The sequence below is a fragment of the Poseidonibacter lekithochrous genome (assembly GCF_018861145.1).
In the GTDB taxonomy this organism is placed as follows: domain Bacteria; phylum Campylobacterota; class Campylobacteria; order Campylobacterales; family Arcobacteraceae; genus Poseidonibacter; species Poseidonibacter lekithochrous_A.
This window is the reverse complement of sequence record NZ_JAHKQT010000017.1, coordinates 245,556-271,533: the sequence shown is the minus strand read 5'-3', so window position 1 is coordinate 271,533 and position 25,978 is coordinate 245,556. Positions and strand designations below refer to the sequence as shown.

Annotated in this window: 26 protein-coding genes; 9 read left to right on the top strand and 17 right to left on the bottom strand. The window is 28.2% G+C overall.

What is annotated here, in order from left to right:
- Positions 1 to 79: 79 nt before the first annotated feature.
- Together KO488_RS07265 and trxA are read right to left on the bottom strand one after the other, a co-directional pair.
- A complete protein-coding gene (locus KO488_RS07265; RefSeq protein ID WP_216058125.1) occupies positions 80 to 1,492 on the bottom strand; it encodes a DASS family sodium-coupled anion symporter in 1,413 nt (470 codons plus the stop codon).
- Positions 1,493 to 1,671: 179 nt separating this feature from the next.
- Entirely contained in the window at positions 1,672 to 1,989 is a 318-nt protein-coding gene (gene trxA / locus KO488_RS07260; protein ID WP_216058124.1) for a thioredoxin, read from the bottom strand.
- Positions 1,990 to 2,168: 179 nt separating this feature from the next.
- Between trxA and alaS the strand changes: the two genes are divergently transcribed.
- Together alaS and KO488_RS07250 are read left to right on the top strand one after the other, a co-directional pair.
- Positions 2,169 to 4,724 (top strand): alanine--tRNA ligase, encoded by a 2,556-nt coding sequence (gene alaS, locus KO488_RS07255; RefSeq protein ID WP_216058123.1) that lies wholly within the window; start codon positions 2,169 to 2,171, stop codon positions 4,722 to 4,724.
- A 2-nt stretch (positions 4,725 to 4,726) separates the two neighbouring features.
- On the top strand, positions 4,727 to 5,206 hold the full coding sequence (locus KO488_RS07250) for a hypothetical protein (RefSeq protein WP_216058122.1): 480 nt from the start codon (positions 4,727 to 4,729) through the stop codon (positions 5,204 to 5,206).
- A gap of 31 nt (positions 5,207 to 5,237) precedes the next feature.
- Here the strand turns inward: KO488_RS07250 and KO488_RS07245 are convergent, their stop codons facing one another.
- The 3 genes from KO488_RS07245 to KO488_RS07235 all read right to left on the bottom strand — a co-directional run bounded on the left by KO488_RS07245 (position 5,238) and on the right by KO488_RS07235 (position 7,260).
- Complete coding sequence (locus tag KO488_RS07245; RefSeq protein WP_216058121.1) at positions 5,238 to 6,386, bottom strand: MFS transporter; 1,149 nt, start codon at positions 6,384 to 6,386, stop codon at positions 5,238 to 5,240.
- A gap of 20 nt (positions 6,387 to 6,406) precedes the next feature.
- Positions 6,407 to 6,595, bottom strand: a complete 189-nt coding sequence (locus tag KO488_RS07240; protein ID WP_216058120.1) for a hypothetical protein — start codon at positions 6,593 to 6,595, stop codon at positions 6,407 to 6,409.
- A gap of 83 nt (positions 6,596 to 6,678) precedes the next feature.
- Positions 6,679 to 7,260, bottom strand: a complete 582-nt coding sequence (locus KO488_RS07235) for a hypothetical protein (RefSeq protein ID WP_216058119.1) — start codon at positions 7,258 to 7,260, stop codon at positions 6,679 to 6,681.
- An 89-nt stretch (positions 7,261 to 7,349) separates the two neighbouring features.
- Here KO488_RS07235 and KO488_RS07230 point away from each other — a divergent pair, with 89 nt between their 5' ends.
- Both KO488_RS07230 and KO488_RS07225 read left to right on the top strand, forming a co-directional pair.
- On the top strand, positions 7,350 to 7,868 hold the full coding sequence (locus KO488_RS07230; protein WP_216058118.1) for an NlpC/P60 family protein: 519 nt from the start codon (positions 7,350 to 7,352) through the stop codon (positions 7,866 to 7,868).
- Positions 7,869 to 7,918: 50 nt separating this feature from the next.
- A complete protein-coding gene (locus KO488_RS07225; RefSeq protein ID WP_216058117.1) occupies positions 7,919 to 8,497 on the top strand; it encodes an NlpC/P60 family protein in 579 nt (192 codons plus the stop codon).
- A 6-nt stretch (positions 8,498 to 8,503) separates the two neighbouring features.
- On the opposite strand, the gene KO488_RS07220 is transcribed toward KO488_RS07225, so the two are convergent.
- The 4 genes from KO488_RS07220 to KO488_RS07205 form a co-directional block, all read right to left on the bottom strand.
- Positions 8,504 to 9,430 carry an AEC family transporter gene (locus KO488_RS07220; protein ID WP_216058116.1) on the bottom strand — a complete coding sequence of 309 codons (927 nt, stop codon included), beginning with the start codon at positions 9,428 to 9,430 and terminating at the stop codon, positions 8,504 to 8,506.
- A 165-nt stretch (positions 9,431 to 9,595) separates the two neighbouring features.
- On the bottom strand, positions 9,596 to 10,891 hold the full coding sequence (locus tag KO488_RS07215) for a tellurium resistance protein TerC (RefSeq protein ID WP_216058115.1): 1,296 nt from the start codon (positions 10,889 to 10,891) through the stop codon (positions 9,596 to 9,598).
- A gap of 6 nt (positions 10,892 to 10,897) precedes the next feature.
- Complete coding sequence (locus tag KO488_RS07210; RefSeq protein WP_216058114.1) at positions 10,898 to 11,779, bottom strand: DMT family transporter; 882 nt, start codon at positions 11,777 to 11,779, stop codon at positions 10,898 to 10,900.
- On the bottom strand, positions 11,780 to 12,751 hold the full coding sequence (locus tag KO488_RS07205) for a ketopantoate reductase family protein (protein WP_216058113.1): 972 nt from the start codon (positions 12,749 to 12,751) through the stop codon (positions 11,780 to 11,782).
- A 79-nt stretch (positions 12,752 to 12,830) separates the two neighbouring features.
- Here KO488_RS07205 and maf point away from each other — a divergent pair, with 79 nt between their 5' ends.
- The 3 genes from maf (at position 12,831) to KO488_RS07190 (ending at position 15,675) form a co-directional block, all read left to right on the top strand.
- Entirely contained in the window at positions 12,831 to 13,379 is a 549-nt protein-coding gene (maf, locus tag KO488_RS07200; RefSeq protein ID WP_216058112.1) for a septum formation inhibitor Maf, read from the top strand.
- A gap of 85 nt (positions 13,380 to 13,464) precedes the next feature.
- Positions 13,465 to 14,811 (top strand): L,D-transpeptidase family protein, encoded by a 1,347-nt coding sequence (locus KO488_RS07195; protein WP_216058111.1) that lies wholly within the window; start codon positions 13,465 to 13,467, stop codon positions 14,809 to 14,811.
- A 6-nt stretch (positions 14,812 to 14,817) separates the two neighbouring features.
- On the top strand, positions 14,818 to 15,675 hold the full coding sequence (locus KO488_RS07190; RefSeq protein WP_216058110.1) for a patatin-like phospholipase family protein: 858 nt from the start codon (positions 14,818 to 14,820) through the stop codon (positions 15,673 to 15,675).
- A gap of 31 nt (positions 15,676 to 15,706) precedes the next feature.
- On the opposite strand, the gene dxs is transcribed toward KO488_RS07190, so the two are convergent.
- From dxs to gap, 8 genes are all read right to left on the bottom strand, one after another.
- A complete protein-coding gene (gene dxs, locus KO488_RS07185; RefSeq protein ID WP_216058109.1) occupies positions 15,707 to 17,509 on the bottom strand; it encodes a 1-deoxy-D-xylulose-5-phosphate synthase in 1,803 nt (600 codons plus the stop codon).
- Between the two features lie 15 nt (positions 17,510 to 17,524).
- Positions 17,525 to 18,631, bottom strand: a complete 1,107-nt coding sequence (hisC, locus tag KO488_RS07180; RefSeq protein ID WP_216058108.1) for a histidinol-phosphate transaminase — start codon at positions 18,629 to 18,631, stop codon at positions 17,525 to 17,527.
- Between the two features lie 23 nt (positions 18,632 to 18,654).
- Entirely contained in the window at positions 18,655 to 19,722 is a 1,068-nt protein-coding gene (gene pheA, locus KO488_RS07175) for a chorismate mutase (RefSeq protein ID WP_216058107.1), read from the bottom strand.
- A 21-nt stretch (positions 19,723 to 19,743) separates the two neighbouring features.
- Entirely contained in the window at positions 19,744 to 20,955 is a 1,212-nt protein-coding gene (gene lysA / locus KO488_RS07170) for a diaminopimelate decarboxylase (protein ID WP_216058106.1), read from the bottom strand.
- Between the two features lie 216 nt (positions 20,956 to 21,171).
- Positions 21,172 to 21,996 carry an enoyl-ACP reductase FabI gene (gene fabI / locus KO488_RS07165; protein WP_216058105.1) on the bottom strand — a complete coding sequence of 275 codons (825 nt, stop codon included), beginning with the start codon at positions 21,994 to 21,996 and terminating at the stop codon, positions 21,172 to 21,174.
- A complete protein-coding gene (locus tag KO488_RS07160) occupies positions 21,997 to 22,707 on the bottom strand; it encodes a triose-phosphate isomerase (RefSeq protein WP_216058104.1) in 711 nt (236 codons plus the stop codon).
- Entirely contained in the window at positions 22,707 to 23,906 is a 1,200-nt protein-coding gene (locus tag KO488_RS07155) for a phosphoglycerate kinase (protein ID WP_216058103.1), read from the bottom strand. The genes KO488_RS07160 and KO488_RS07155 overlap by 1 nt, the downstream gene beginning before the upstream one ends.
- Positions 23,907 to 23,925: 19 nt before the next feature.
- Entirely contained in the window at positions 23,926 to 24,921 is a 996-nt protein-coding gene (gap, locus tag KO488_RS07150; RefSeq protein ID WP_216058102.1) for a type I glyceraldehyde-3-phosphate dehydrogenase, read from the bottom strand.
- Positions 24,922 to 25,010: 89 nt separating this feature from the next.
- Between gap and nadD the strand changes: the two genes are divergently transcribed.
- A complete protein-coding gene (nadD, locus tag KO488_RS07145) occupies positions 25,011 to 25,559 on the top strand; it encodes a nicotinate (nicotinamide) nucleotide adenylyltransferase (protein ID WP_216058101.1) in 549 nt (182 codons plus the stop codon).
- A gap of 3 nt (positions 25,560 to 25,562) precedes the next feature.
- The gene (rsfS, locus tag KO488_RS07140) at positions 25,563 to 25,883 is read left to right on the top strand and encodes a ribosome silencing factor (RefSeq protein WP_216058100.1); all 321 of its coding nucleotides are present in this window, start codon (positions 25,563 to 25,565) and stop codon (positions 25,881 to 25,883) included.
- Positions 25,884 to 25,978: the final 95 nt, after the last annotated feature.

Here is a 25,978-nt window from a genome sequence, read left to right as displayed (position 1 = left end):
TAACTATTAGATATAAAAAAGGTATCAAGAAAAACTTGATACCTTATATTAAGCATATTATATTAAAGCCCTTAGTACTTTAAAGAATTACAAATCCTAAAATAACCAAAGCTCCTAAATAAATAGCTCCAAAGATCACTCCTAATTTCCACCATGTAGCTTGTGAAATATATCCTGCTCCATACCAAATAGGTGATGGTCCCGTTGCATATGGTGTTAAAATTCCCATAAGTCCTAATGACCCTACTAATAATAAAGCTAAAGGTTGAATCATCTCAGCTGGTAGTAGATTTATAGCAACTCCTAAAAATAATGGTAACAGTGCAACTGTATGAGCTGTAACACTAGCAAAGAAATAATGGAACACAAAGAATAATACAACTAAAAGTATTACAATAGAGAAAGGATCCATTCCAACTAAACCACCAGCAATTAAACCTGCAGCCCATTTTAAGAAGCCAACTTCTTTTAAACCAGAAGCCATTGCAACTAATGTAGCAAACCAAATAAACACATTTATAGCAGCTTTATTAGTAATTACATCTTCCCATGTAATTACATCTGTTAATACAAGTAAACATAATACTGCTAATGCAGCTGTTGTACCATTTACTCCAATTTGTGAACCAAATATCCACATTACAAGTGCTAATAAACCAAGACCTAACATGATTAATTCTTTTTTACTAATAGGACCCATAGAAACTAACTCTTTAGCCGCCCAAGCAGGTGCTTCAGGAGATTTTTTTTGTTCTGGAGGATAAACAATATATGTTAAATAAGGCACTAAAAGAAATAAAGGAATCATGATAATTGCTAATGTTCCAAACCATTGTCCCCAAGCAATTGTAATTCCTGTACTTTTCTCTACTAAAGATACTGCAAGTAAATTTGGTGCAAGTGCAGTTAAAAACATAGAACTAGTTACACAAGTTGCTGCAATTGCAACCCAAGAAATATATGATCCAATTTTTCTAGGTTCATTCTCTGGAGTTGAATTAAACATTTGAGGAATATTAATAGCTATTGGGAAAATAGTCCCTGCACTTCTTGCCGTATTTGAAGGCATAAATGGTGCTAAGATACCATCTGCAAAAGCAACAGCATATCCAAGCCCTAGTGTTGTTTTTCCAAGTGCTTTTACTAATAGTAAAGCTATTCTTTTTCCTAAACCTGATTTTCTGTAACCTAGTGCAAACATAAATGCTGCAAAAATCAACCAAATTACTCCATTTGAAAAACCACTTAAAGCCCAATTTCTACTTGCTGTTGCTGTATCTCCAACAAGACCAAAAGTAGCAGCAAAAGAAACTCCTGTCAAACCAATTAAAGCAGCTGGTATGGGCTCTAAAATTAATCCTACAATCACTCCTAAAAATACCGCGAAGAAATAATGTGCATTTACACTTAATCCTTCTGGTGTTGGTAAAATAGCAATGATAATTGCAATTACAATTGGCAGTGCCATTTTCATGTTGTTACTTAGTGTCATAATAAACTCCTTATTTTTTGTATTAAATTTATTTATACTGAAATGATAAAGAAGAGAAATGACCTTAATATGACTTTTTGTAAAAATATTTTTTATTTTATTATTTTGCTAGTTTTTAGACATAAAAAAAGGTAAGACTACAAAAGTCTTACCTTTTTTAAAAAAATTGATAGTATTTATTAAATTAAAGAATTGATTTTGTCAGTGAATGCTTGTTTAGAAGAAGCACCAACCATTTGATCAACAACTTCACCATCTTTCATGAAAATGATAGTTGGAATAGATCTGATTCCATATTTTACTGCTAAGTCTTGCTCTTCATCTGTATTAACTTTACAAATGTTTGCTTTACCTTCAAACTCTTCTGCTAATTCTTCAATTACAGGAGCAATCATTCTACAAGGTCCACACCATGGAGCCCAAAAATCAACCATCGATACACCACTATTAGTGATTTCTTCAAAGTTTGCTGGAGTTAATTCTGTATATTTTGCCATTTTATTTCCTTTTTATTATTAAAGTTTATTTCTCGTATTTAAGATAATTATAAATTAAACGTATTAATTATAACCCTATATAACTTAAAATAAGTTTTATCTCTATATTAATAGTTCACTAATCTTTTATAAATCAAATTTTTGATAATATATTTAAAAATTTAACACGGATGATTCACATGGATATTAGAAAAGAGTATTTAGAGTTTTTTAAAAATAAAGGACATGACATTGTTTCTTCAATGCCATTAGTTCCTGATGACCCAACACTTATGTTTACAAATGCTGGAATGGTTCAGTTTAAAGATATTTTTACAGGAGCAATTCCTAGACCTGCGAACCCAACTGCAACTTCTTGTCAATTATGTATAAGAGCTGGTGGTAAACATAATGACTTAGAAAATGTTGGATATACAGCACGGCATCATACACTTTTTGAAATGTTAGGAAACTTCTCTTTTGGAGACTATTTTAAAAAAGAAGCGATTGCTTATGCATGGGAATTTATAACTGTTAATCTTGAACTTCCAATAGATAAGTTATGGGTAACAATTCATAAAAGTGATGATGAAGCATATGAATTATGGCAAGAACATATTGATGCTTCTAGAATAAAAAGATTTGGTGATAAAGATAATTTCTGGTCTATGGGAGATACAGGAGCATGTGGTCCTTGTAGTGAAATATTCTATGACCAAGGTTCAGAACACTTCAATTCAGATGAAGATTGCTTAGGTGGAGAAGGTGATAGATTCCTAGAAATCTGGAACCTTGTATTTATGCAATATGATAGACAAAAAGATGGAACATTAGTTCCTCTTCCTAAACCTTCAATCGATACAGGTATGGGACTTGAAAGAGTAATTGCTATCAAAGAAGGTGTTTTAAATAACTTTGATTCATCAAACTTTCAACCAATAATCAAAAAGATTGAAGAGTTAGCAGGAAAAACTGCAAATGATGAAACAATAGGTTCATACAGAGTAATTGCAGACCATTTAAGAGCAACATCATTTATGTTATCTCAAGGAATTTTATTTGGGAATGAAGGAAGACCTTATGTTTCTAGAAGAATTTTAAGACGTGCAGTAAGACATGGATATTTATTAGGATTTAGAAAACCATTCTTAGCAAAAGTTTATGATACTTTATGTGATATTTTAGGTTCTCACTATACTGATTTAAATGAAAAAGCAGATTATATAAAAGAACAATTAACTCTTGAAGAAGAAAGATTCTTTAAAACTATTGATTTAGGTATGAGTATTTTTAATGATGAATTAGCAAAAACAAAAGAGGTATTCTCAGGAGCTGTTGCTTTTAAACTTTATGATACTTATGGATTCCCATTAGACTTAACAGAAGATATGTTAAGAGATAAAGATTTAAAAGTTGATAATACTAAGTTTGATGAGTTAATGAGTGAGCAAAAAACAAAAGCAAAAGCTGCTTGGAAAGGTAGTGGAGATGCAGCTACAGAAGGTGATTTTAAAACATTATTAGAAAAGTATGGTAAAAATACTTTTGTTGGATATGAAAAAACATTTGAAAACTCTACAATTGTAGCTTTACTTGATGAAAAGTTTCAAGAAGTTACTACTTTAAATGCTGGACAAATTGGTTGGGTTATGTTAGATAAAACTCCATTTTATGCAACATCAGGTGGACAAAGTGGAGATACTGGAGCGTTAGAAGATAATGAGCATATTGCTATAATTTCTGAGACTTCAAAATTCTATGATATCAACCTTTCAAAGGTAAAAGTTGAAAATTCAACACTAAAACAAGGTGAAAAAGTTCAAGCTGTAGTAGTAAATAGAAAAGAAATTGAAAAACATCATAGTGCAACTCACCTTTTACAAAGTGCACTTAAAATGGTTTTAGGTGATACTGTAGCACAAGCTGGATCTTTAAATGATACTTCAAAACTAAGATTTGACTTTACATATCCAAAAGCTATGACAGAAGCACAAATCAAAGAAGTTGAAGATTTAGTTAATACTATGATTGCAACAGGAATTTCTGGTGATGTTGAAGAGTTACCAATTGAGGAAGCAAAAAACAAAGGCGCAATTGCTATGTTTGGTGAAAAATATGGCTCAAGTGTTAGAGTAGTAAGCTTCGGAGATGTTTCAGTAGAATTTTGTGGTGGAACGCACGTAAATAACACTTCAGATATTGGCTCTATTTATATAACAAAAGAATCAGGAGTTAGTGCAGGAGTTCGTCGAATTGAAGCAGTTTGTGGATTAGCTGCAATTGAATATACAAACTCTATTATTAAAAAATACCAAGACGTACAAGCTGAACTTAAAAATAAAGATGCAATATCTGGAATTAAAAAATTAAAAGAACAAGTAAAAGATCTTAAAAAAGAAGTTGAAATAGCACAAAGTCAAACAGCAGCACCTGTTTACGAAGAAATGATTGGTGATACAAAAGTTGTTGTTGATATTGTAGAAAATGGTGATATTAAAAAAATCGTTGATGATTTAAAAAATGCAAATGAAAAATTAGCAGTATTATTACTTCAAGCAAAAGGTGACAAAGTTATGCTTGTTGCTGGAAGTAAAAATACAAATGTAAAAGCTGGTGATTGGATTAAAGCAATTGCTCCAATCGTTGGTGGTGGTGGTGGAGGTCGTCCTGACTTTGCTCAAGCGGGTGGAAAAGATATTAGCAAAATAAAAGAAGCTAAAACTGAAGCTTTAGAATATGCTAAAGCGAATATTTAATAATGACAGAATTATTTAATAACTTTTCATCATTAATAGTTTTTTTACATGTAATATCAGCAGTATTATGGGTTGGAGGAATGATTGCAATTAGATTTGCAGTTCATTACTCTATTCAAAATATTGCAGAACCAAAAATAAAAATTGAAAGAACACTAGAAAATTTAAAAAGATTTTTTAATATGGTAATCCCTGCCATTTTGATTTTACTTATAACAGCTGTTATCATGATAATAGCGTTAGGATTTAAAGGAACAGCTTTATACAGTTTTGTAATAGTTAAAGAAGCTATCTGGACTGTTATGACTATAATCTTTATCACTATCTATATAAAAAGAAACAAAGCAGAAAAAGCTTTTATTCAAGGTGATTTTTTAGCTGCTAAAAATAACTTGGCACCAATTGCAAAATACTATATTCCTGCCAATATTATTTTAGGAATTATAGCTATTTACTTAGGTGTTACATTAAGAGGATTTTAGAAAAAACTTAAAAAGAAGGGCTAATTTAAAATTAGTCCTCTTTCAAAAATAAACTTTTAGATTTAAATACTATTAAAATTAACAAAGACAGAATTCCTATAAAACTATAAATCATCATATCCCATCCAAATTTTTCGTAAATAATTGAAGGTATAAAAGAACCTGTTGCTCCTCCGAAGTAATAAAAGCTTAAGTACATTCCTGAAGTTAGTGCTTTTTGTGAAGATTTCATAGAATTTGCTAAACCAGTACTTACAGTATGAATAGTAAACATTCCAATACAAAATAAAAAAAGCATTATAAATAAAAATATAAGATTTGTTGTCAAAAGGAAAAAGGCAATAAAACAAAAGAAAAGTAAGGCATAGATAATAGTATTATGCTCATTTTTAAAAAAACTTATTATTTTCTTTGAAGATAAAGATACAACTATACCCATTCCATATCCTAAGTACAATAAACTTATCTGAAACTCAGAAATGTCCATTGAAATATCTTTTACTCTAAAAGGTAAAACATTTAAAACACCAGCAAAAACATAGAACATGCAAAACATTAGAAAATAGACAAGAGTAAAACGTTTATCTTTTAAAATATTACTTATATCTTTTAATTTTGGTTTTACAATTTTTGCTTCACCTTCATATGAAAGTTTTTGAATTAAAAATAATGATATAAAAAGAGCAAAACTTAAAGAATAAAAAACATACTCATAAGAAAAATTTGTGGCAATAAAACCGGAAAAGAGTCTTCCTACAAGACCTCCAAACACTGTAGAAGCCACATAAATAGACATATTAAATTTTATATTTTCTTTATCTATGTTTGCTAAAATTGACATAAGTGCTGTTAAAATTGCTGGAGTTACAATAGCTTCACAAACTCTAAAAAAAAGAAAGCTTTCGTAAGATGTTGAAAATCCTAAGAACATATTTGTAATTAAAAGTGTAAATGTAGCTACCAATAGCATCTTTTTTGCACAAACTTTCTCTAGTATATATCCATAGATAATAGGAGAAATTGCTAGAAAAAGCATAATAATTGCAGTAAATTGAGAGGCTTTAATAATTGAGATATTAAATTTTTCTGCAAGTAAAGGTTGTAAAGGCTGTGTTGCATACATAACTGATAAAATTACAATAATTGAGTATATAATTATAAATAAATTAATCTTTTTCATTAAAAGATTATAGCAAAACCTTAATGAGCTCTTCCTCTTTTATGATATGAAGGATAATGTCCTCTATAATTATGGTGATAGCTACTATTAAAATGAAAAGGTTTAAAAATTATTGTAGGACTAATTATAGTTCTAACATTATGGTGATATCTATGGCATCCTGAAAAAAAGACAATTGTAATAAATAATAAAAATATATTTTTTAGCATTTTGATTCCTTTACTAATTTCTATTTATACATTATTAGTAAAGATTGTGCACGAATTGTATATTTAAATTATTTATCCAATTTCTAATCTAAAGGTTCAATTTCTACATTAAAATAGTTTTTAATTATATTCTGATTTACTAAACTACTATTGTATTTTGATGAAAATCTTGGTTTATCCAAATATTTATTTTTATAACTTATATCAAATTGTTTAATCATTTCTGAAAAAAGTTTTCCTTTATAATCTACTATAAATTTATTTCCATTCATAGAAAATTCATATATTAAATTCATTACATATTTATTATTGATTAAATAAGTACTAAATTCGTATGAAGGAAAATCTAATCTTTCAAGTGCAACCATTGTTTTAATAGCCGTCTTTTCTTTAAATAAATCATCAAAAAATGATCTTTGAAAACCATTCCATTGGCAATTATTATTTAAATTAACTTCCTCAATAAATATATCCCCATATTCAACATTTGAAGTATTTAAAATATAAGAACTATAAGTACATCTATCTATTGTATTTTGCTTTTCTGACTTTGATAAATCGATATAATTTTCTACACTATGTAAACTATTTACACTTTTTGAAATACATGCTGTAAAAAATAAAGTCATTAAAACAATAAAGAATAAATTAATAAATTTAAACATATTGTATCCTTTATAAAAAATTTATCATTTATTATAGCACTATAAAAGTATAGCTTGACATAATTATAAATTTAAATTATCATGTTTATATGAAAACTCAGAAAATAATATTATTTGCGCTATTTATATATCTCTTTATTGGCTGTTCTAAAAAGAATACTGAATTAAGTCCAACAAATTTGCCATATCCTAGTGCTTCTTTACAAAAGACAATTCTTCAAAATAAACGTAAAAAAGATAGTATTAACAAAAATTTCACAAACTTCTATAGTGAATGGAAAGGAGTAAAATATAAATATGGAGGAAACTCTAAAAAAGGTATAGATTGCTCTGCTTTTATTCAAAAAGCTTTTAAAAAAACACTTAGTATAAAAATCCCAAGAACAACACTGCAACAATCAAAAAAAGGAAAAAGTATTAAAAAATCTCAGTTAAAATTAGGAGATTTGGTATTTTTTAAAACGGGTAGAAATTCACGTCATGTTGGCATATATTTAGAAAAAGGAAAGTTTATGCATGCTTCTACAAAAAAAGGTGTAACTATTTCAAAACTTGATAATACCTACTTTCATAAGCACTATTGGAAGTCTCAAAGGATTCTTGATTAAGTGATTAAACGTTATAATTAGTAATATACCAATTATTACAAGGAATATGAATGATTAGAAAATTTTATTTAACTTTACCTTTATTTCTATTTTTTACAGCCTGCCAAAATAAATCTGATATTTATGTAGAAAACACTTTATACAAAACAAAGCCTTTAGTTCTAGAAAAAGAAGCTACTTTAGAGTATGAACCAATCATAAATCCAAAAGAATATAAAGAATTACTAGAAGAAGATGATACCTTATCTAAAAATGATGCAATAGATATGAATAAACAATTTATGGACTTTTATAATGAATGGAAGCACGTAAAATACAGATTTGGAGGAAACTCTAAAAAAGGTATTGATTGTTCTGCTTTCACACAAAGAATTTATAAAGAGAAATTCGATATAAAAATTCCAAGAAGCACTAGAACTCAAGTTAAAGTAGGTACAGAAGTAGCTAAATCTGAGCTTGAATTAGGAGATTTAATTTTCTTTAAAACTGGAAAAGTTGATAGACATGTTGGTGTATATATGGGTAATGGAGATTTTATGCATGCCTCAATTAAAGGTGTGAAATTCTCAAAAGTAGATAAGCCTTTTTATAAAAAAACTTACTGGACGTCTAGAAGAATTATAGATTAATTTCTTCTAGACACCACCATATAAATACAACATAATTGGTATGTAAATTACGGATATTAAATTACTTAACAATACTGTAAAAGATGCCTTTTGTGGTTTTGCATTTAATAAAACTGCAAGTGTTATTGTATTCCCTGCAAGTGGTACAATTGAAAATAAGAATAAAACATCATAAATATCTTCACTTAATAAACCAAAGAAGTTTTTATCAATAAAAATGATTAAGAGTATTACAGCTGGCCAAAAGAAAAATTTAAAGAAATATGCAATTTTTATAAATTTTTTATCCATATCTTCTGCTAAATTAAAGCCTTTCATTCCCATACCAAGCATCATCATTCCTAGTATTCCATATCCCCACTTTATTATTTCAAAATATGGTACAACAAAAGAAGGAACATCAACACCTATTATATTTAAAGAAAGTCCAGCAATAAAAGCATAAAGAAGTGGTAATCTTATAATCTTAATTATTGATTGACGTGCAGTAAAAGAGCCTTTTGCTGTTACATAAAAGCCTGTAGTATTTTCATAAAATAAAGAAGCTAAAGTAGCAAAAATAAATATATTAGCATTTTGGGGACTTAATAAAATCATAGCAAGAGGAATACCAAAATAACCTGTATTTCCAGTTCCGCATGTAAAAGCAAGAGTATTTATACTAGCATCTTTCCATTCATTTTTATATCTATAAAGGACAAAAAAGGCAATACTTGAACCAAAAATAAATACAAACACAGGTAAAAACAAAAGTTGCATATTAATATTAATTGATAATGTTGCAAAGAATATTACAATTGGCCCTAAAATATATATAAGAATAAAAGCAACATAATCTCTTCTAACTTTTAAATATTTTGTTAAAATATATCCAAGTACAATATTTAAATATAGAGGTGAAATTTTTGATAATAATATTAGAAATAGATTCATGGAATAGTCACTTTTTGTAAGATGAGATAATTGTAACCAATATAAGTAAAAAAAAGGGTAAATGCAAATATTTATAATTTAGGAAGCAGAAAGGATACAAATGAGTTTGCATCTACCTTTTATATGAAAATTATATATTAGTAATATGATAATTGTATGATTTTATTACAAATTTAAATATTTAGATAAAAAATACAAACATATCACACAAATAACATACATTTTTAAAGCATAAAAAATATTTAATTTAAATATTCTTTTTCCCTCAACATTATATCTAGCAACAATTGTAAGATTTAATCCACTAAAAGGAGAAGTTGAAACCGTTGTAGACCAAGCCATTAAAAAAGTAATAGCTAATAAAGTATGATTTACACTTGATAAAAGATCACCAATAATTGCTATTGTAATAATTGGATGAATTCCAACAAATGCTAAAACAATAAAAATAGCTAAAAGTATTGAAGCAATAAACCAATTAAACTTTTCAAAAGGTAAAGCAATATCAAGTCCAATTAAAATTGAACCTACAGAAATACCAAACATACCTGCTACTAAAAAAAGTGACATCTCCATTTTCATATTTGGAAGGTCGTTATTTATGTGATTTAAAAACTTCTCTTTTGCTTTTTTAAAACCTTTTTTTATTGGTAGTACAATTAATGTAAATAATATTGCAAAAGTAGCAACTAATATAATCACTTTTAGCTCTGGATAAAAATGATTTGTAATTAAAACTAAAAAGGCCAAGCAAATTGGTAAGTACAAACTATTAAAAGATAATGGATAACCTCTAAACTCATCTATATCTAAATCTTTATTTCTAATAATCTCATAATAAGAAATACCAAATGTAACTAGAGCTAAAAAGATTCCATTTACAAGTATGGTTGATGTAGATAAATTTGGTGCATAAGTAATAGCAGCAGCAAAAGCTACAAAAAAGGGAGACCAATAAGCATCAGAAGCAAAAGCTCTTGTAAGAAGAATTATTTGTATATTTGTCAAAGGTGCTTTTTTATATAGTTTATCAGCAACTAAAATTAATGAAGATAGGTTTATTACTGAGCCAAATAAGTGAACACTTAAATATGTTTTAAAAAAAGAGTTTTTACCTTTTGGCAATATATTTTGACTTATCTGCTCTTGCTTTGGAATAGCAATAAGTCTTAAAAAACCAACACCTATTAAAAGAGTTAATAAGTATTGATTTACTGTAAATACTTTTACTATATTTACATCAAAATCATTTATATAGGAAATAAGAAAAGCTACAAAACTTAATGCAAAAAGAATTAATAACATCTTCTTTTTCTTAATTGTAGAAAATAAAATTAGAAGTGAACCCCAAGCTAAAGCTCCTGCATATACTAATAATTCTGTATTAAAGAAATATGCAAAGAGAGTAGATAGGAAAGATAAAAATATTAATATTCCAGAAAAACCTATAATACTATTCATTAAAACTTATGCCTTTTTTAGAAATATTGATAAATAAATTCCAATTCCTATAAATAAAATACCTACTAAATGATAAAATTCTAATGTTTCACCTAAAAAGATATAAGCTAAGATAGCTCCAAATATTGGCATTAGATGTGTAAATTGTCCAGCTTTATTTGCTCCAATTTCTACAATTGACATATTCCAAAAATAAAATGAAAGTAATGAAGGAAAAACTACTATATAAATTAGTGAATATAAAACCTCATCTTTATGTATAAAATCTAACTCAAAACTATAACCTAAAGAGAAATATACAAAAGCAAGTACAACTATTCCTATAAATACAGTAATACTCAAAAAATCAAAGGCATTTAACTCTTTTGGTTTATATTTTAAAAGTACTGTATATAAAGCCCAAGTAACACATGCAACAAGTATCCATAAATCTCCACTTGTAAACTCTAAAGTAATAAAATTATCTATATCACCTTTTAATATTAAAAATATTACACCCAAAGTCGAAAGAACAATTCCAACACTTTGTATTTTAGTAATCTTTTTATTTAAGATAATGGCAGATAACACAATAATCATAATAGGTATACTGGAATTTATCAATAAGGCATTCGTAGCAGTTGTTGTTTGAAGACCTATGTATAATAGTGTATTAAAACAAGAGATACCTAAAATAGAAAATGTGATAATTATAAAATACTCTTTTTTAAAAACCTGCATAATATACTTAAATCTATAAATAAAATATGGTAATAAAATCAATGCAACAAAAAACCATCTAAAAAAAGCTAGCTCTACAGGTTCTACTTCTGGTGAAATTAATCTTCCAAAGACAAAGTTTCCTGACCAAAATAAAACAGTAAGCGTTAAAAACACATAATATTTCATCTATATAGTTTCAAGAAGATTAGTTCTTTTCCTATTATATGTATATTCTAGTATAGTAGCTATTGTTCTTGTATATGGAGCATCAAGTCCAAGTTTTTCACAATTTTTTATAACAACTCCACAAATTTCATCAAGTTCCAAATCTCTATTATTTTGTGTATCAACCCACATAGATGGCTTAACTGACTGAAATGTTTTCATTAATTCAAACATTTTATCTGCATCATCTTGTGATAAATTTACTCCAACTGCATTTGATGCAGTCGCAGCTTCACTCATAAGTCCATATATAAGCTTTGCTGTTTTTTCATTTTCCAATAAAGGACCTGATTCTTCTTCAATAAGTGCACAAATGGCATTTACACCATTGTTTATAATCAGTTTATTCCAAAGTTCTAACTTTATATCTTCACATATAAAAGTAGTTGTTTGTGTTTTATCTAAAATAGTTTTTAATTTTCCTAAGAAATTCTTATTCTCTTTTGTGTGTTTTATTGCACCTATTAGAGTTTGAACCTCGCCTGAACAATGAACATGTCCTAATTTTACTGTGTGAGATACAATAAGACGGGTAAGTCCTCCTATTACAAAATCATTTGGATAATATTCAAGCATCACATCTTCATTTTCTACACCATTTTGTAATGAAATATAATATGGTATTTTTAAAGCAGAAGATGATTTTTCAATCCATGAAGCTAAGGTCTTGGAAATACCTTGGGTACTCATTGCTTTTGTAGCAATAATTATTGCATCAAAATCATCTGCGTTTAATGCTGTTAATTCTTCAATACTTAAAGTATTTATTTTATCTTCTATTATATAATCTGGATGTGTCATTTTTAACTTATTTTCTTTTAAATAGGCTAAGTTTTCACCTCTTGCTACAAAGGTAATATTACATCCAACTTCATGTAATATCATTCCATAGTAAGCTCCAATTCCACCAGCGCCAATTACTACAACATTCATATTTAAATCCTAATTCTATTTATAATTATTAAATTTGTATTATATACAAATTAAGTATAATTCCAATAAAAGGATTACTTTGATAAGACTTGGTTCAAATTCTCAAACTAGAGCTTTATTACTAAATAATGCCAAAATAGAGTTTATTCAAAATGGTGGATATTTTGATGAAGATTCTATAAAAACTACAAACCCTAAATCTTTTTGTTATGAAGCTACAAAAGGAAAATTTAATGAGCTTTATAAAAAATATGGTATTGAAGATATGCCTTTATTAGTAGCAGATAGTGTAGTAACAACAAAAGGGTTACTTTTAAGAAAAGCAAAAGATGAAGATGATGCTAGATATATGCTTGAACTTCAAAGCGGAAGTGAAACTTCTGTAATTACTTGTATGATTTATAAATCAAAAGATAAAGAAATTATTGATATATCAATTACTACGTATGAATTTGAGAAATTTAATGAAAAAAACATGAATGAATATATAAAATCAGGTGAATGCTTTGGAAAAGCAGGAGCTATAATGGTTGAAGGGTTTTGTAAACCTTATATCAAAAAGGTTAAAGGATATGAAAGTACAGCTATGGGACTTTGTATAGAGAAATTGAAAGCTTTCATGGGTTAAAATAATTATACTTATTATCTTGATAAGAGAACTGTTTACTTTTTTAGTATATACTACAAGCTAAATAACAAATTATGGACTACTAATGAAAATATCAAATATCTTATCCTCTATTGCAATTCTTGTACTATTAAGTGCTTGTTCAAGTAAAACAGCCCAAAAAGTTGCACCTACTTCAATTAATACTGAAAATGAAATCGAAGAAATTATATCATCTCAAGAGAGAGTAAAAAAAGACACTTTTGATAAATTTGCTGGTTTAACTTATAAAGAAGTTATATTTTTAGAAATACTAAAAGATGACACTTACTCATCATTATGTGGAAGTAAAGATGAATATCTTAATATTCTAAACTTAGCAAATACTATAGAAAAATCTAAAAAATTAGAAGATCTTTTTTATACATATACTAATAATTTAAGTAATTCATGTATTGACCAAAGTACATTTAAAAAAGAATTAAAAAAAAGTAAATACAAAAAAGTTAATCAAGATTATGAAGTTTATAATTTAGATATAAATAAAAATGAACTATTAAAGAAATATCATTCAAATACTCCAATCAAAGATATCTTAAAAACATATACACCAAAGCATCCACAGTTTTTTGCACTTATAAAAGAGCTTAATAACAACACATCACTTTCACAACAGAAACAAGATAAATTAAAATTAAATATTGAAAGACTTAAGCTTCTTAAATATTCAAATAGTGATAATTTTATTCAATTAAATGTACCAACTCATGATTTTACTTTTTATGAAGAAGGAAAGAAAACAAAAAGTTTTGGAACAGTTGTCGGTGCAGCAGATACACAAACTCCGATACTTTCAAGTAAATTAGCATATTTTATTGTTAATCCAACTTGGAATATTCCAGATTCTATTGCAAAAAGTAGTATTATCCCAAAAGCATTAAAAGATAGAAACTATTTAAAAAAGAAAAATATAGTTATTAGAAAAAACTATAAACTTAGCTCAAAAAAAATAAAATGGAAAGATGTAAATTGGAAAAAATATTTAAAGAAAAATGTCAGATATATTCCATATAAATTTATTCAACTTCCATCAAGAACAAATGGAATGGGAAGAATGAAGTTTATTTTTCCAAATGACTATGCAGTTTATATGCATGACACTATTGGAACTTGGAGATTTAAATCAAGTAAAGAAAAAATCCGATTTGTAAGTCATGGATGTATAAGATTAGAGCATCCAATTAGTCTAATGAAATACTTATCTGAAAACTATACAAAATACTCATATAAAAAAGTAAGAAGTATTTTTGATAAAGAGAAAACAGATACGATTAGATTAAATAAAAAGTTACCTATACACTTAACTTATCAAACAGTTGAAGTTAAAAATGGTAATTTGTCTTTTTACAAAGATGTTTATGGATATGACAAAATCCAAAAGTTAAATTTCTAAAATAAAATGAATAATAAAAAAACCGTCTCTTTAGTTTTAGGTAGTGGAGGAGCTAGAGGTTATGCTCATATTGGAGTTATAAAAGAGCTAATAAAAAATGATTATGATATAAAATCAATTTCTGGTTCTTCAATAGGTGCATTAGTTGGTGGTCTCTATGCCGCAGGAAAATTAGATGAATACGAAGAATGGGTTGCAAATTTTGATATCTTTGATATTTTAAAATTAGTTGATTTTTCATTTAATGCAAATGGCATGATAAATGGGGATAAAGTATTTAATAAAATTGAAGAAATGATAGGTAATATAAACATTGAAGATTTGCCAATATCTTTTACAGCAACAGCAACTGATATAAAAAATAGAAAAGAAGTTTGGCTTCAAAAAGGTTCACTAAAAGATGCTATAAGAGCTTCAATCTCTATTCCTACTGTTTTCACCCCAACTACACTAAAAGGCACAGAGCTTTTTGATGGTGGGATTTTAAATCCTCTACCGATAGTTCCTACTATTTCTGAATTCTCTGATTTAGTAATTGCTGTAGATTTAAATAGTAGTTTAAATATAAAAAAAGAACATAAGAGTATATTAAAAAAACCAAAAGGTAAAATAAAACAAAATATTACAGACTTTTTTCAGAAAAATATTAAAAAGAAAGAAAGTCTTAGTTATTTTGAAATCATTAATCAATCAATAGAAACTATGCAAGAAGTTATATCAAGACACCAATTAGCATCTCATCAACCTGATATAATGATAAATATTTCAAATAAAACTTGTGAATTTTATGATTTCCATAAAGCAAAAGAATTAATAAAGTATGGTTCTATTATTACAAAAGAGATTTTAGAAAATACAGAGTAAAAGTTTTTATTTGAAATATTTATCATTCATATTATTTTATTCTATTTACCAAGGTTTCAGGTAATAAACCTAAACTTTCTTCTATTAATTTTGTATCTCCATGATCTATAAACTTATCTTCATACTCAAATGTAGTTAGTTTAATATTTATATTTGCATCATTTAAAAATTCTAAAATAGCACTTCCTACTCCACCTTGTTTCTGAGAATCAGAGAAAATGTACCAATCATCATATCTTGTAGATAAATCCTTTAAGCACTCTTCATCTAAGGGCTTAACAAACCTTAAATCTACAATTGCAATATCTTCTTCATGAAGTTTTTCAGTTTCACAAGCACGACCTACAGCTGCACCATATCCAATAAATAGTTTTTTGCTTTTACCTTCTTTTAACACTTGCGCTTTTCCAAGTTCGAAAGGAACGAGAGGGTAATCAAGTTCTATAAAAGCACCTCTTGGATATCTAATAGCACTTGGTGATGTTAAAGTATAAGCAAAAGATAATCCTTCTTCTAAAGTTGCATTATCTCTTGGTGCAAACACAATCATATTTGGAATAAACCTTAAATATGAGATATCAAATGCACCTTGATGAGTCTCTCCATCATTTCCAACAGTCCCTGCTCTATCTATTGCAAAAACTACAGGTAAATCCATTATACATACATCATGAATTATTTGATCATATCCACGTTGAAGGAAAGTAGAATAAATTGTAATATATGGTTTAAAGCCTTCTTTTGCCATTGCAGCCATTGAAGTAACAGCATGTTGTTCAGCAATAGCAACATCCCAAAATCTCTCTGGAAATTTTTCCATTAGTTTATTTATACCTGTTCCACTAGGCATTGCAGCAGTAACTCCTACAATATTTTCATGCTTACATGCAAGATTACATAAAGCATCTGCAAATACAGCTGTTGCAGCTTTTGGCGCAGCTTTTTTTATAAAAGTTCCATCTTCAACATTAAAAGGACCAACTCCATGCCAATGTTCATGTTGACCTTCTGCAATTTCATAGCCCTTCCCTTTTACAGTCCTAGCATGAACAATTACAGGTTTTTTCATTCCCTTTGCTAACTCTAAAGTATCTATAACTTCTTCTAAATTATGCCCATCAATAGGTCCAATATAATCAATACCCATTTCTTCAAATAAAATGCCAGGAGTAATAAGCTTCATAGCTTCTTCCATTCTTTTAGCAATATAAGTTGTACCATCTGGCATATTATTTTTTATAAATGTATCAACTCTACCTTTGAACCCTTGATAAGTTTTCCCAGCAAGTAATTTAGAAAGATGTTTAGAAATCGCTCCAATTGGTTTTGCAATTGACATTTCATTATCATTTAAAATGATCACAACAGGAAGTTTTAAATCACCTAATTCATTTAAAGCCTCATAAACCATTCCCGCTGTCATAGAACCATCTCCTATCATAACAACTGGGATTCTATTTTCATTTTTAAGTTTTATTGATTTTGCTGCTCCCACTGCAAGAGAAATAGAAGTTGAACTATGCCCTGCTACAAAATAATCAGCTTTAGATTCATTTGGTTTTGTAAAACCACTTAGACCACCAAATTGTCTAATAGTTTCAAACTCTTCCCATCTTCCTGTTAACAATTTATGAGGATAACATTGGTGAGAAACATCAAATATAAAAGGATCACTAAATGCATCAAATACTTTATGCATACCTACAGTTAATTCAACTGCTCCTAAAGTAGAAGAAAAATGTCCACCTTTTCTAGATACTACATCAATTATTCTATCTCTAATATTTTGAGATACTTCTTCTAATTCTTCGAGTGATTTATCTTTTATATTCATACTTTCTCCCAAAGTCTATTTTAACTTTTCTAATACACTATCTAGTAATTTAAATACCCTTGTATTCTGACTATTTGAACCAATAGTAATTCTTATTGCATTAACTCCATAACCTGTTAAATCCCGTACGATTACACCCAATTCTAGTAAGTTTTGAGCTACTTCTTTTGAAGAATATAAATCCCCAAATTTTAATGTAATAAAGTTTGTATATGAATCAATATAATCAAAACCTTTTTTTTCTGCATAATCTTCATATCTTTTCATTTCATCAAAGTTTTTAGCAATACAAGAAGTTACAAACTCTTCATCTTTTAAAGCTTCAATAGCAGCCGCTAGTGTTAAAGTAGTAATATTAAAAGGAGCACGAAGTTTATATAAAGTTTTTATAATATCTTCTTGAGCTATTCCATAACCAACTCGCATACCACCTAAGGCATAAGCTTTAGAAAATGTTCCTAAATAAATACAATTAGTAAATGTATTTATTAATTCTTTTGGATTAATTTTTTTCTTTTCATCTTTAAAAGAAGCATATTCTTGATAAGCTCCATCAATTACAACTAATGTATCTTTATCAATAGTTTCTAAAAAGGCATAAACATCTTCTTTATCTAAACATTCCCCTAAAGGATTATTTGGTAAACAAAGAAAAATAATATCAGCACCATGTTCTTTATAAAGTGCTGAGAATTGTTCTAAATTATGTTCATCATCTTTTGTTTTTATAATTTTTGAACCAGTTTGCTTTCCATAAATTTCATACATAGCAAATGTAGTTTTACTCATTAAAATTTTTGAGTTACTATCACATTTAGCATGTACACAAAACTCTAAAATTTGATCACTTCCTGAACCTACTATAATATTTGATTCATTTACTTCAAACTTATTTGCTAAAGCTTCTTTTAATTCATACATTGAATCATCTGGATATACAAACATATTTCCAGCAATCTCTTTAATCTTAGAAATTACTTTTGGAGATGTTCCATATGGGTTTTCATTTGATGCTAATTTTATAATATCTTTAGGATCAATTCCATACTCTCTCACAACTAATTCAATTGGCTTCCCAGCTTCATAAATTGTAACATTCTCTAATACTTTATTAAAATTCATTTATCTTCCTACTTTTATTACTATTAAATATCGTGTATTTCTTTTACATATGATCCTAAAATTTTTATTGAATCTTTATGTTTATCTAAAATTTCTTTTATACCATCATCATCTTTATGTCCATCAAAATCAATAAAAAACATTGAATTACCTTCGGCAATATGTGATTTAATTTTTGTAAAATTAACTCCAGCATTTCTAAAATCAATTAAAAAGTCAACAAGTGCACCTTGCTTATCTGAAAGTTTTACTAAAATTGATGTTTTATCATTTCCACTTTGTCCATTTTCAAAATCACTAATTATGAAAAACCGTGTTCTATTATTATCTTTATCTTCTATATTTTCAAATAAAATAGGAAGGTTATTTAACTTTGCACCAACATGAGGACAAATAGCAGCACTTCCTGGCTCATTTATCGCAATTTTCGCAGCTTTAGTAGTTGATTCAATTGGTATTTGTTCAACTTCATCTAAACCAAAATTTGCTAAAAATTTTCTACATTGTTCAAAGGCAATATCTTTTGAATAAATTCTTTTTATATCTTCAACTTTATCACATGTTGAAGCTAGCGTATGATGAATATCAAGAACAACTTCTGCGATAATTTTCAAATTATATTCATTTAAGCAGTTAATTGTATCTGTAACTATTCCATTTGATGAATTTTCAATAGGTACAACTCCAAATCTAGCTTTTTTTGTATCAACTTCTCTAAAGATTCCATTAATAGATGCAATTGAAACATAAGAGCTCATTGCACCAAATCTTCCTTCAGCTGCTTGATGAGTAAAAGAACCTTCAGGTCCTAGATAAGCCACATTTTCAGGAAGTTCAAGATTCCTAGAAATTGCAAATATTTCTAAAAAAAGTGCTTCGATAGCTGCTCTATTTAGTTTTCCAGTATTTAAAGATTCCAATCTATCAATAATAGCCTTTTCTCTTTCAGGTCTATAAATTGCTCCACCACTATGTGCTTTTACAACTCCTACTTGATGAACAACTTCCATTCGTTCATTAATAAGTTTCAATAATTCATTATCTATATTATCAAGTTTATCTCTTAATTCTAATAATCCTGCTTCACTCATAAGTACCCTTTCTACTAGTAATTAATTATTTAAAAACTCTTCTTCATGTGCTATTAAATCTTCAAAAGTTTCTCTTCTTCTAATAAGTCTGTCTTCTCCATTTTCTACTGCAATTTCAGCTACTTTATTTCTAGTATTATAATTTGAAGCCATTGTAAAACAATAAGCTCCTGCTGAATAAATTGCAACTAAATCATTATGTTGTGTTTGAGGTAAGTTAATGTTTTTAGCAAAGAAATCTCCACTTTCACAAACAGGACCCACTAGATTACAATCACTTAATTCTTCATTATCATTTAATACTTCAACTTTATGATATGCATTATATAAGGCTGGTCTAATTAAATCATTCATAGCCCCATCAACAATAACAAATCTTTTGTTTCCATTTACTTTTTCATAAAGTACTTTAGTTACAAATACTCCAGAATTTCCAACTAAAAATCTTCCTGGTTCACATACAATTGTGATATCTAAACCAAATAGACACTCTAGAATTCCTTGTGCATACTCATTTGTATTAATTAATTTTTCATCATTATAAACAATACCTAATCCACCACCAACATCAAAAAAAGAAAGTTCAATTTTAATTGCCGCAAGGTTTCTTACTAAATCAGCTACAATTTTTACCGATTCTATTATTGGATCAAGTTGAGTAAGTTGAGAACCAATATGACAATGAATTCCTGTAGGTTCTAAGTTTTTAGAGTTTTTACATTGAATATACATTCTTTTTGCTGTATCAATATCAACACCAAATTTATTTTCATGTAAACCTGTTGAAATATATGGATGTGTTTGTGGATCAATATTAGGATTTACTCTAATAGAAATTCTAGCAACTACATCTAACTCTTTTGCTATTGTTTCTATTCTATCAAGTTCTGCAGCACTTTCAACATTAATCATTAAAATACCAAGATCTAAAGCTTCTTTAATCTCACTATCAATTTTTCCAACACCTGAAAAAATGATTTTATAAGGAGCAACACCTACTTTTAAGGCTCTTTTTACTTCACCAATTGATACACAATCTGCACCTGCACCTAATTCTGCTAGGTGTTTAATAACTGATAAATTTGAATTTGCTTTTACAGCATATGCTAAAATCGATTTTCTTGCTTTAAAAGCACCTTTTAATTCCTCATATTGAGAAGTAATATGATCAAAATCATATACATAATACGGTGTTTGATATTTGTTTGCTAATTCTTTAAAATCTATATTCATTTTTATATTTTTCCTATTCTTTATTCATTTAAATTTTAATTTAAAATTCTAAAAATACTAAATTAAAATTTTCTACTTTATAAATAAGTATTTAGAAAGTGTAAGATTTTGTACAAGACCAAGGCGGAGAGAAAAGTCAAAGCGAGAGCATACTAAAGTATGTGATTGTTTTGACTTTTCTAGACAACGTAGGTATTGTGCGAAAGCTTACGCTTTCTACTTATTTCCGTCCCAGGCAATTGTTTGTTTACCTTGCTCATCAAATGATACTGCTGGCATACCCATGATGTTATAACCACAATCAACATAGTGAATTTCACCTGTTACTGCTGAGCTTAAATCAGAAAGTAAGTACATTCCAGAATTACCAACTTCTGTTGTTGTTACATTCTTTTTAAGAGGTGAATGAGCTTCATTCCATTTAAGCATAAATCTAAACTCACCAATTCCAGCTGCTGCTAAAGTTTTAATAGGACCTGCTGAAATAGCATTTACTCTAATTCCATCTCGTCCTAAATCTTCTGCAAGATATTTTGTAGTCATCTCTAATGCTGCTTTTGCAACACCCATTAAATTATAGTTTGGAATATATTTAACCCCACCATAATAAGAAAGTGTTAACACTGAACAATTATCACTCATAATTGGTTTAAGTTCTCTAACAACTTCAATTAGTGAGTAAACAGATACATCCATAGCAATATCAAAAGATGCTTTTGGAATATCATAAAATCTTCCTGTTAATCCATCTTTTGGAGCAAAAGCAATTGAGTGAACAATAAAATCAATCTTCCCCATATCTTTCTCTAAAGATTCTTTTAAAGCTTTAATTTCTAAAGGATTTGATACATCACATGGATATACTAAATTTTCACTTTCAAACTCACGAGCTATTGGTTCAACTCTTTTTTTTAAAGAATCATTTAGATAAGTAAATGCAATTTGAGCACCTTGATCAGCACATGCTTTAGCAATTCCATAAGCAATAGACTTATTATTTGCAACACCTAAAACAACACCTTTTTTGCCTTTCATAAACATCTATAAATCCTTTGTATTTTCAATAATTTGTTTAAAATCTTCAACATTCCAAGAAGCAGTTCCGATTAATGCGCCGTCAACACCTTCTAATTTACATATTTCTGCTACATTGGCAACTTTTACTGAACCACCATATAATAAAGGTTTATCAATTTGAGATTTAATAGCAGAGTGAACCGATGTAATATCCTCATTAGTTGCTGTTACTCCCGTACCAATTGCCCATACAGGTTCATAAGCTAAGATTAAATTTTCATAATTTGTATCGATTCCTACAAATTGCTCATAAATATATTCTAATGTTTTTTCTAATCCAGCTTCTTTAACTTCTAAAGGTTCTCCAATACAGTAAATTATTTTATAATCAAGTTCTTTGTAGAAAACGAATTTTTTAGCTATTTCTTCTTGAGATTCACCTAAAATATGCCTTCTTTCACTGTGCCCAATTAAAATAGTTTTAATTCCAAACTCATCTAATTGCTCTGTTCCAATTTCACCTGTAAAAGAACCCTTTACTGTTGCATATGCATTTTGTGTACCCATAGTAAGATTCGAAACACTATCAAAAGTATCTAATGATGTTGATGTTGGGAAAATATATACATCATTAGTAATTTTACTTGATACTAAAAAATCATTTACTTCTTTTACAAAAGTTGCTGTTGATTTTCTTGTATGATTAGTTTTAAAGTTTGAAGCAATAATAGACATTAATCTTCCTCTATTACAAGTGCTTTAACACCTGGTAATACTTTTCCTTCAATTAATTCTAAAGAAGCTCCACCACCAGTACTTATAAATGTCATTTCATCTTCATCACCAGTAACTCTAACTAAGTCAGCGGTATCTCCACCACCAACAACAGTTGTAGCATACGAGCTAGCAACGGCATGAGAAAGTTTACTACTTCCTTTTGCAAATTTATCCATTTCATAAACACCCATTGGACCATTCCAAAGAATAGTATGAGCATCTTCTAAAGCTTGTGCAAATAGTACAGAACTAGCAGGTCCAATATCAAGACCCATCCAACCTTTTGGAATTTCTTGAACTGTCGTAGGTTTAGCAAAAGCTTCTTCGTCAAAGGCTTCAGCTGCAACAACATCTACAGGTAAGTAAAATTTAACTCCTAATTCTTTTGCTTGTTCCATAATTTTAATAGCTTCTGGAATTAAATCATCTTCAACTAATGAATTCCCAACTTCATAACCTAAGGCTTTTAAGAATGTAAAGGCCATTCCTCCACCGATAATAATTTTATCAACTTTTGGTACAAGATTATAAAGTGCTTGAAGTTTTCCTGAAACTTTTGAACCACCAACAATAGATACAAATGGCCGTTTTGGTTGATGAACAATATGATGGAAAAATTTAATTTCTTTTGCCAGTAAGAATCCAGCAGCTTTATGTTCAATATCAAAGTGACGTGCAATTCCTTCAACAGATGCATGAGCACGATGAGAAACACCAAAAGCATCATTTACAAAAATATCTGCCATTGAAGCTAATGTTTTACTAAGCAGTGGATCATTTTTAGTTTCACCTTCCTCAAATCTCATATTCTCTAAAAGTAAAATATCACCTGCTTTTAAATTTTTTGCCATTTCAATAGTTTCATCACAAATAGTACTTGTTGCTATTTTAATTTCTTGTTTTAATAAAGTATGTAGTCTCTTAGCAATTGGTTTTAAAGAGAATTTTTCTTCAAAACCATTTTTTGGTCTGCCAAAATGAGATGCTAATATAATTGAACAATCATTATCAATACAATATCTTATTGTATTTAAGGCAGATCTTATTCTTCTATCATCAGTTATATTATTATATTCATCCATTGGAACATTAAAGTCACATCTAATAAATACTCTTTTACCGGAGATATCAATATTTTTTAGTTCTTGTAATTTCATTTATTGCCTTTATTTAAAATTAATTATTTACTACGTGTACACCCATGTCTACAAGTCTTGTCGAGTAACCCCACTCATTATCGTACCATGCTAAAACTTTTACCATATTTCCTTCAATTACTTGAATAGTATCTAATGGAACTACACTTGATAATTCTTCACCATTAAAATCAGAACTTACTCTTCCCTCAGTATCTACACCTAAAATACCTTTTAAGTATCCTTCTGATGCTTTTGTAAATGCAGTTTGAAGTTCTTCTAATGTTGTATCTTTTTTAAGTGTTACTGTTAAATCAACTAAAGAAACATTTGGAGTTGGTACTCTAATTGCTTGACCATTTAATTTTCCATTTAAGTGTGGCATAACTTTACCAATAGCTTTTGCAGCTCCAGTTGATGCAGGAATTAAATTAGTTGCACCCGCTCTTCCTTTTCTTGGATCTTTTTTATCTTTTGCATCTAAAATTGGTTGAGATGAAGTATAAGAATGGATTGTAGTCATTAATCCTTTTTCAATTCCATATTCATCATCTAAAAGTTTAGCAACAGGAGCTAAACCATTAGTAGTACAAGATGCATTTGAAACAATAGCTTGACCAGCATATGTTTTTTCATTAGCACCCATTACAAAAGTTGGAGTATCATCTTTAGCAGGAGCACTCATTACAACTTTTTTAATTCCATTATCTATATAAGCTTGAACTGAATCCATTGTTAAAAATGCACCAGTACATTCTAAAACTACATCAGCACCATAAGATGCAAAATCTAATTTTGCAGGGTCACGTTCACTTAATAGTTTAGCTTTATCATTGGCAATATAAACATAACCATCTTCAACTTTAATATCTTGTCTATTTCCATGTACTGTATCAAACTTAAGATTGTATTGAATCATTTCTTCACTACCACTAGCATTTACTGCTACTAATTCAACATCTTCTCTATTAGCAACTATACGTGCTACACATCTTCCAATTCTTCCTAATCCATTAATTGCAACTTTAATAGCCATATTTTTCCCTTGTGTAAATCTTAATTGTAGATATTTTATCGAAAAATTGCTATAATATTATTTAAGTATATAACAAAGGTATGAATTAAGTGCAACTTGCAGTATTTGGTGGTAGTTTTGACCCCATACATATAGCTCATGAAGCAATTGTAAATCAAGCAATAGAAAAACTAGATATTGATAAAATAGTTGTAGTTCCTACATATTTAAATCCTTTTAAAAATAGCTTTCATTTAGAGCCAAGAATCAGAGAAAAACTTTTAAAAAAAGTTTTTTCAAATAATCCTAAAGTGGATATTAGTGATTATGAGATAAAACAAAATAGAGCAGTTTACTCCATTGAAACTATCAAATATTTAAAAAATTTATATAATCCATCAAAAATATATTTGATTATTGGTGCAGATAATGTAAAAGATTTAGATAAATGGGACTCAATTGATGAATTAAAATCCTTAGTTCATTTTGTTGTTGCTTCAAGAGATGGTTTTATTAATAATGATTTTTTTAAGTTTAAGAACCTAAAAATCGATATTAATATCAGTTCTACAATGTTAAGAGATAAAATTGATTTAGATTTTATACCAATACAAATAAAAGAAGATATAATAAATCTTCAAAGAAAAGAAAAAGGTTAATTCTTGAATAGATTAGAAACTATTAAAACGCTTTTAGATGAAAAAAAAGCAGAAAATATTGATGTTATTGATTTAACATCAAAAGATTATATTGTTGATTATGTTGTAATTGCAACTACTTTAAACTCAAAACACGGTTTTGCATTATTAAACTACTTAAAAGAAGAATTAAAGCCACTTGGTGAAGAATTCTTAAGAGTAAATGAAGATGATAATTGGACTGTTATAGATTTAGGAGATATGTTTATTCACTTAATGAGTGAAGATTATAGAAAGAAGTACTCTTTAGAAGATTTCTTATCTCAATTAGACTCAAGAGCATAGAATTTAAAAATTCTATTGCCCTTGTCTCATTATTTTATTATAATTACCTGCAGCATCTTTAGCTCCACCCATATTACCTGTAAAAATTGCAATAG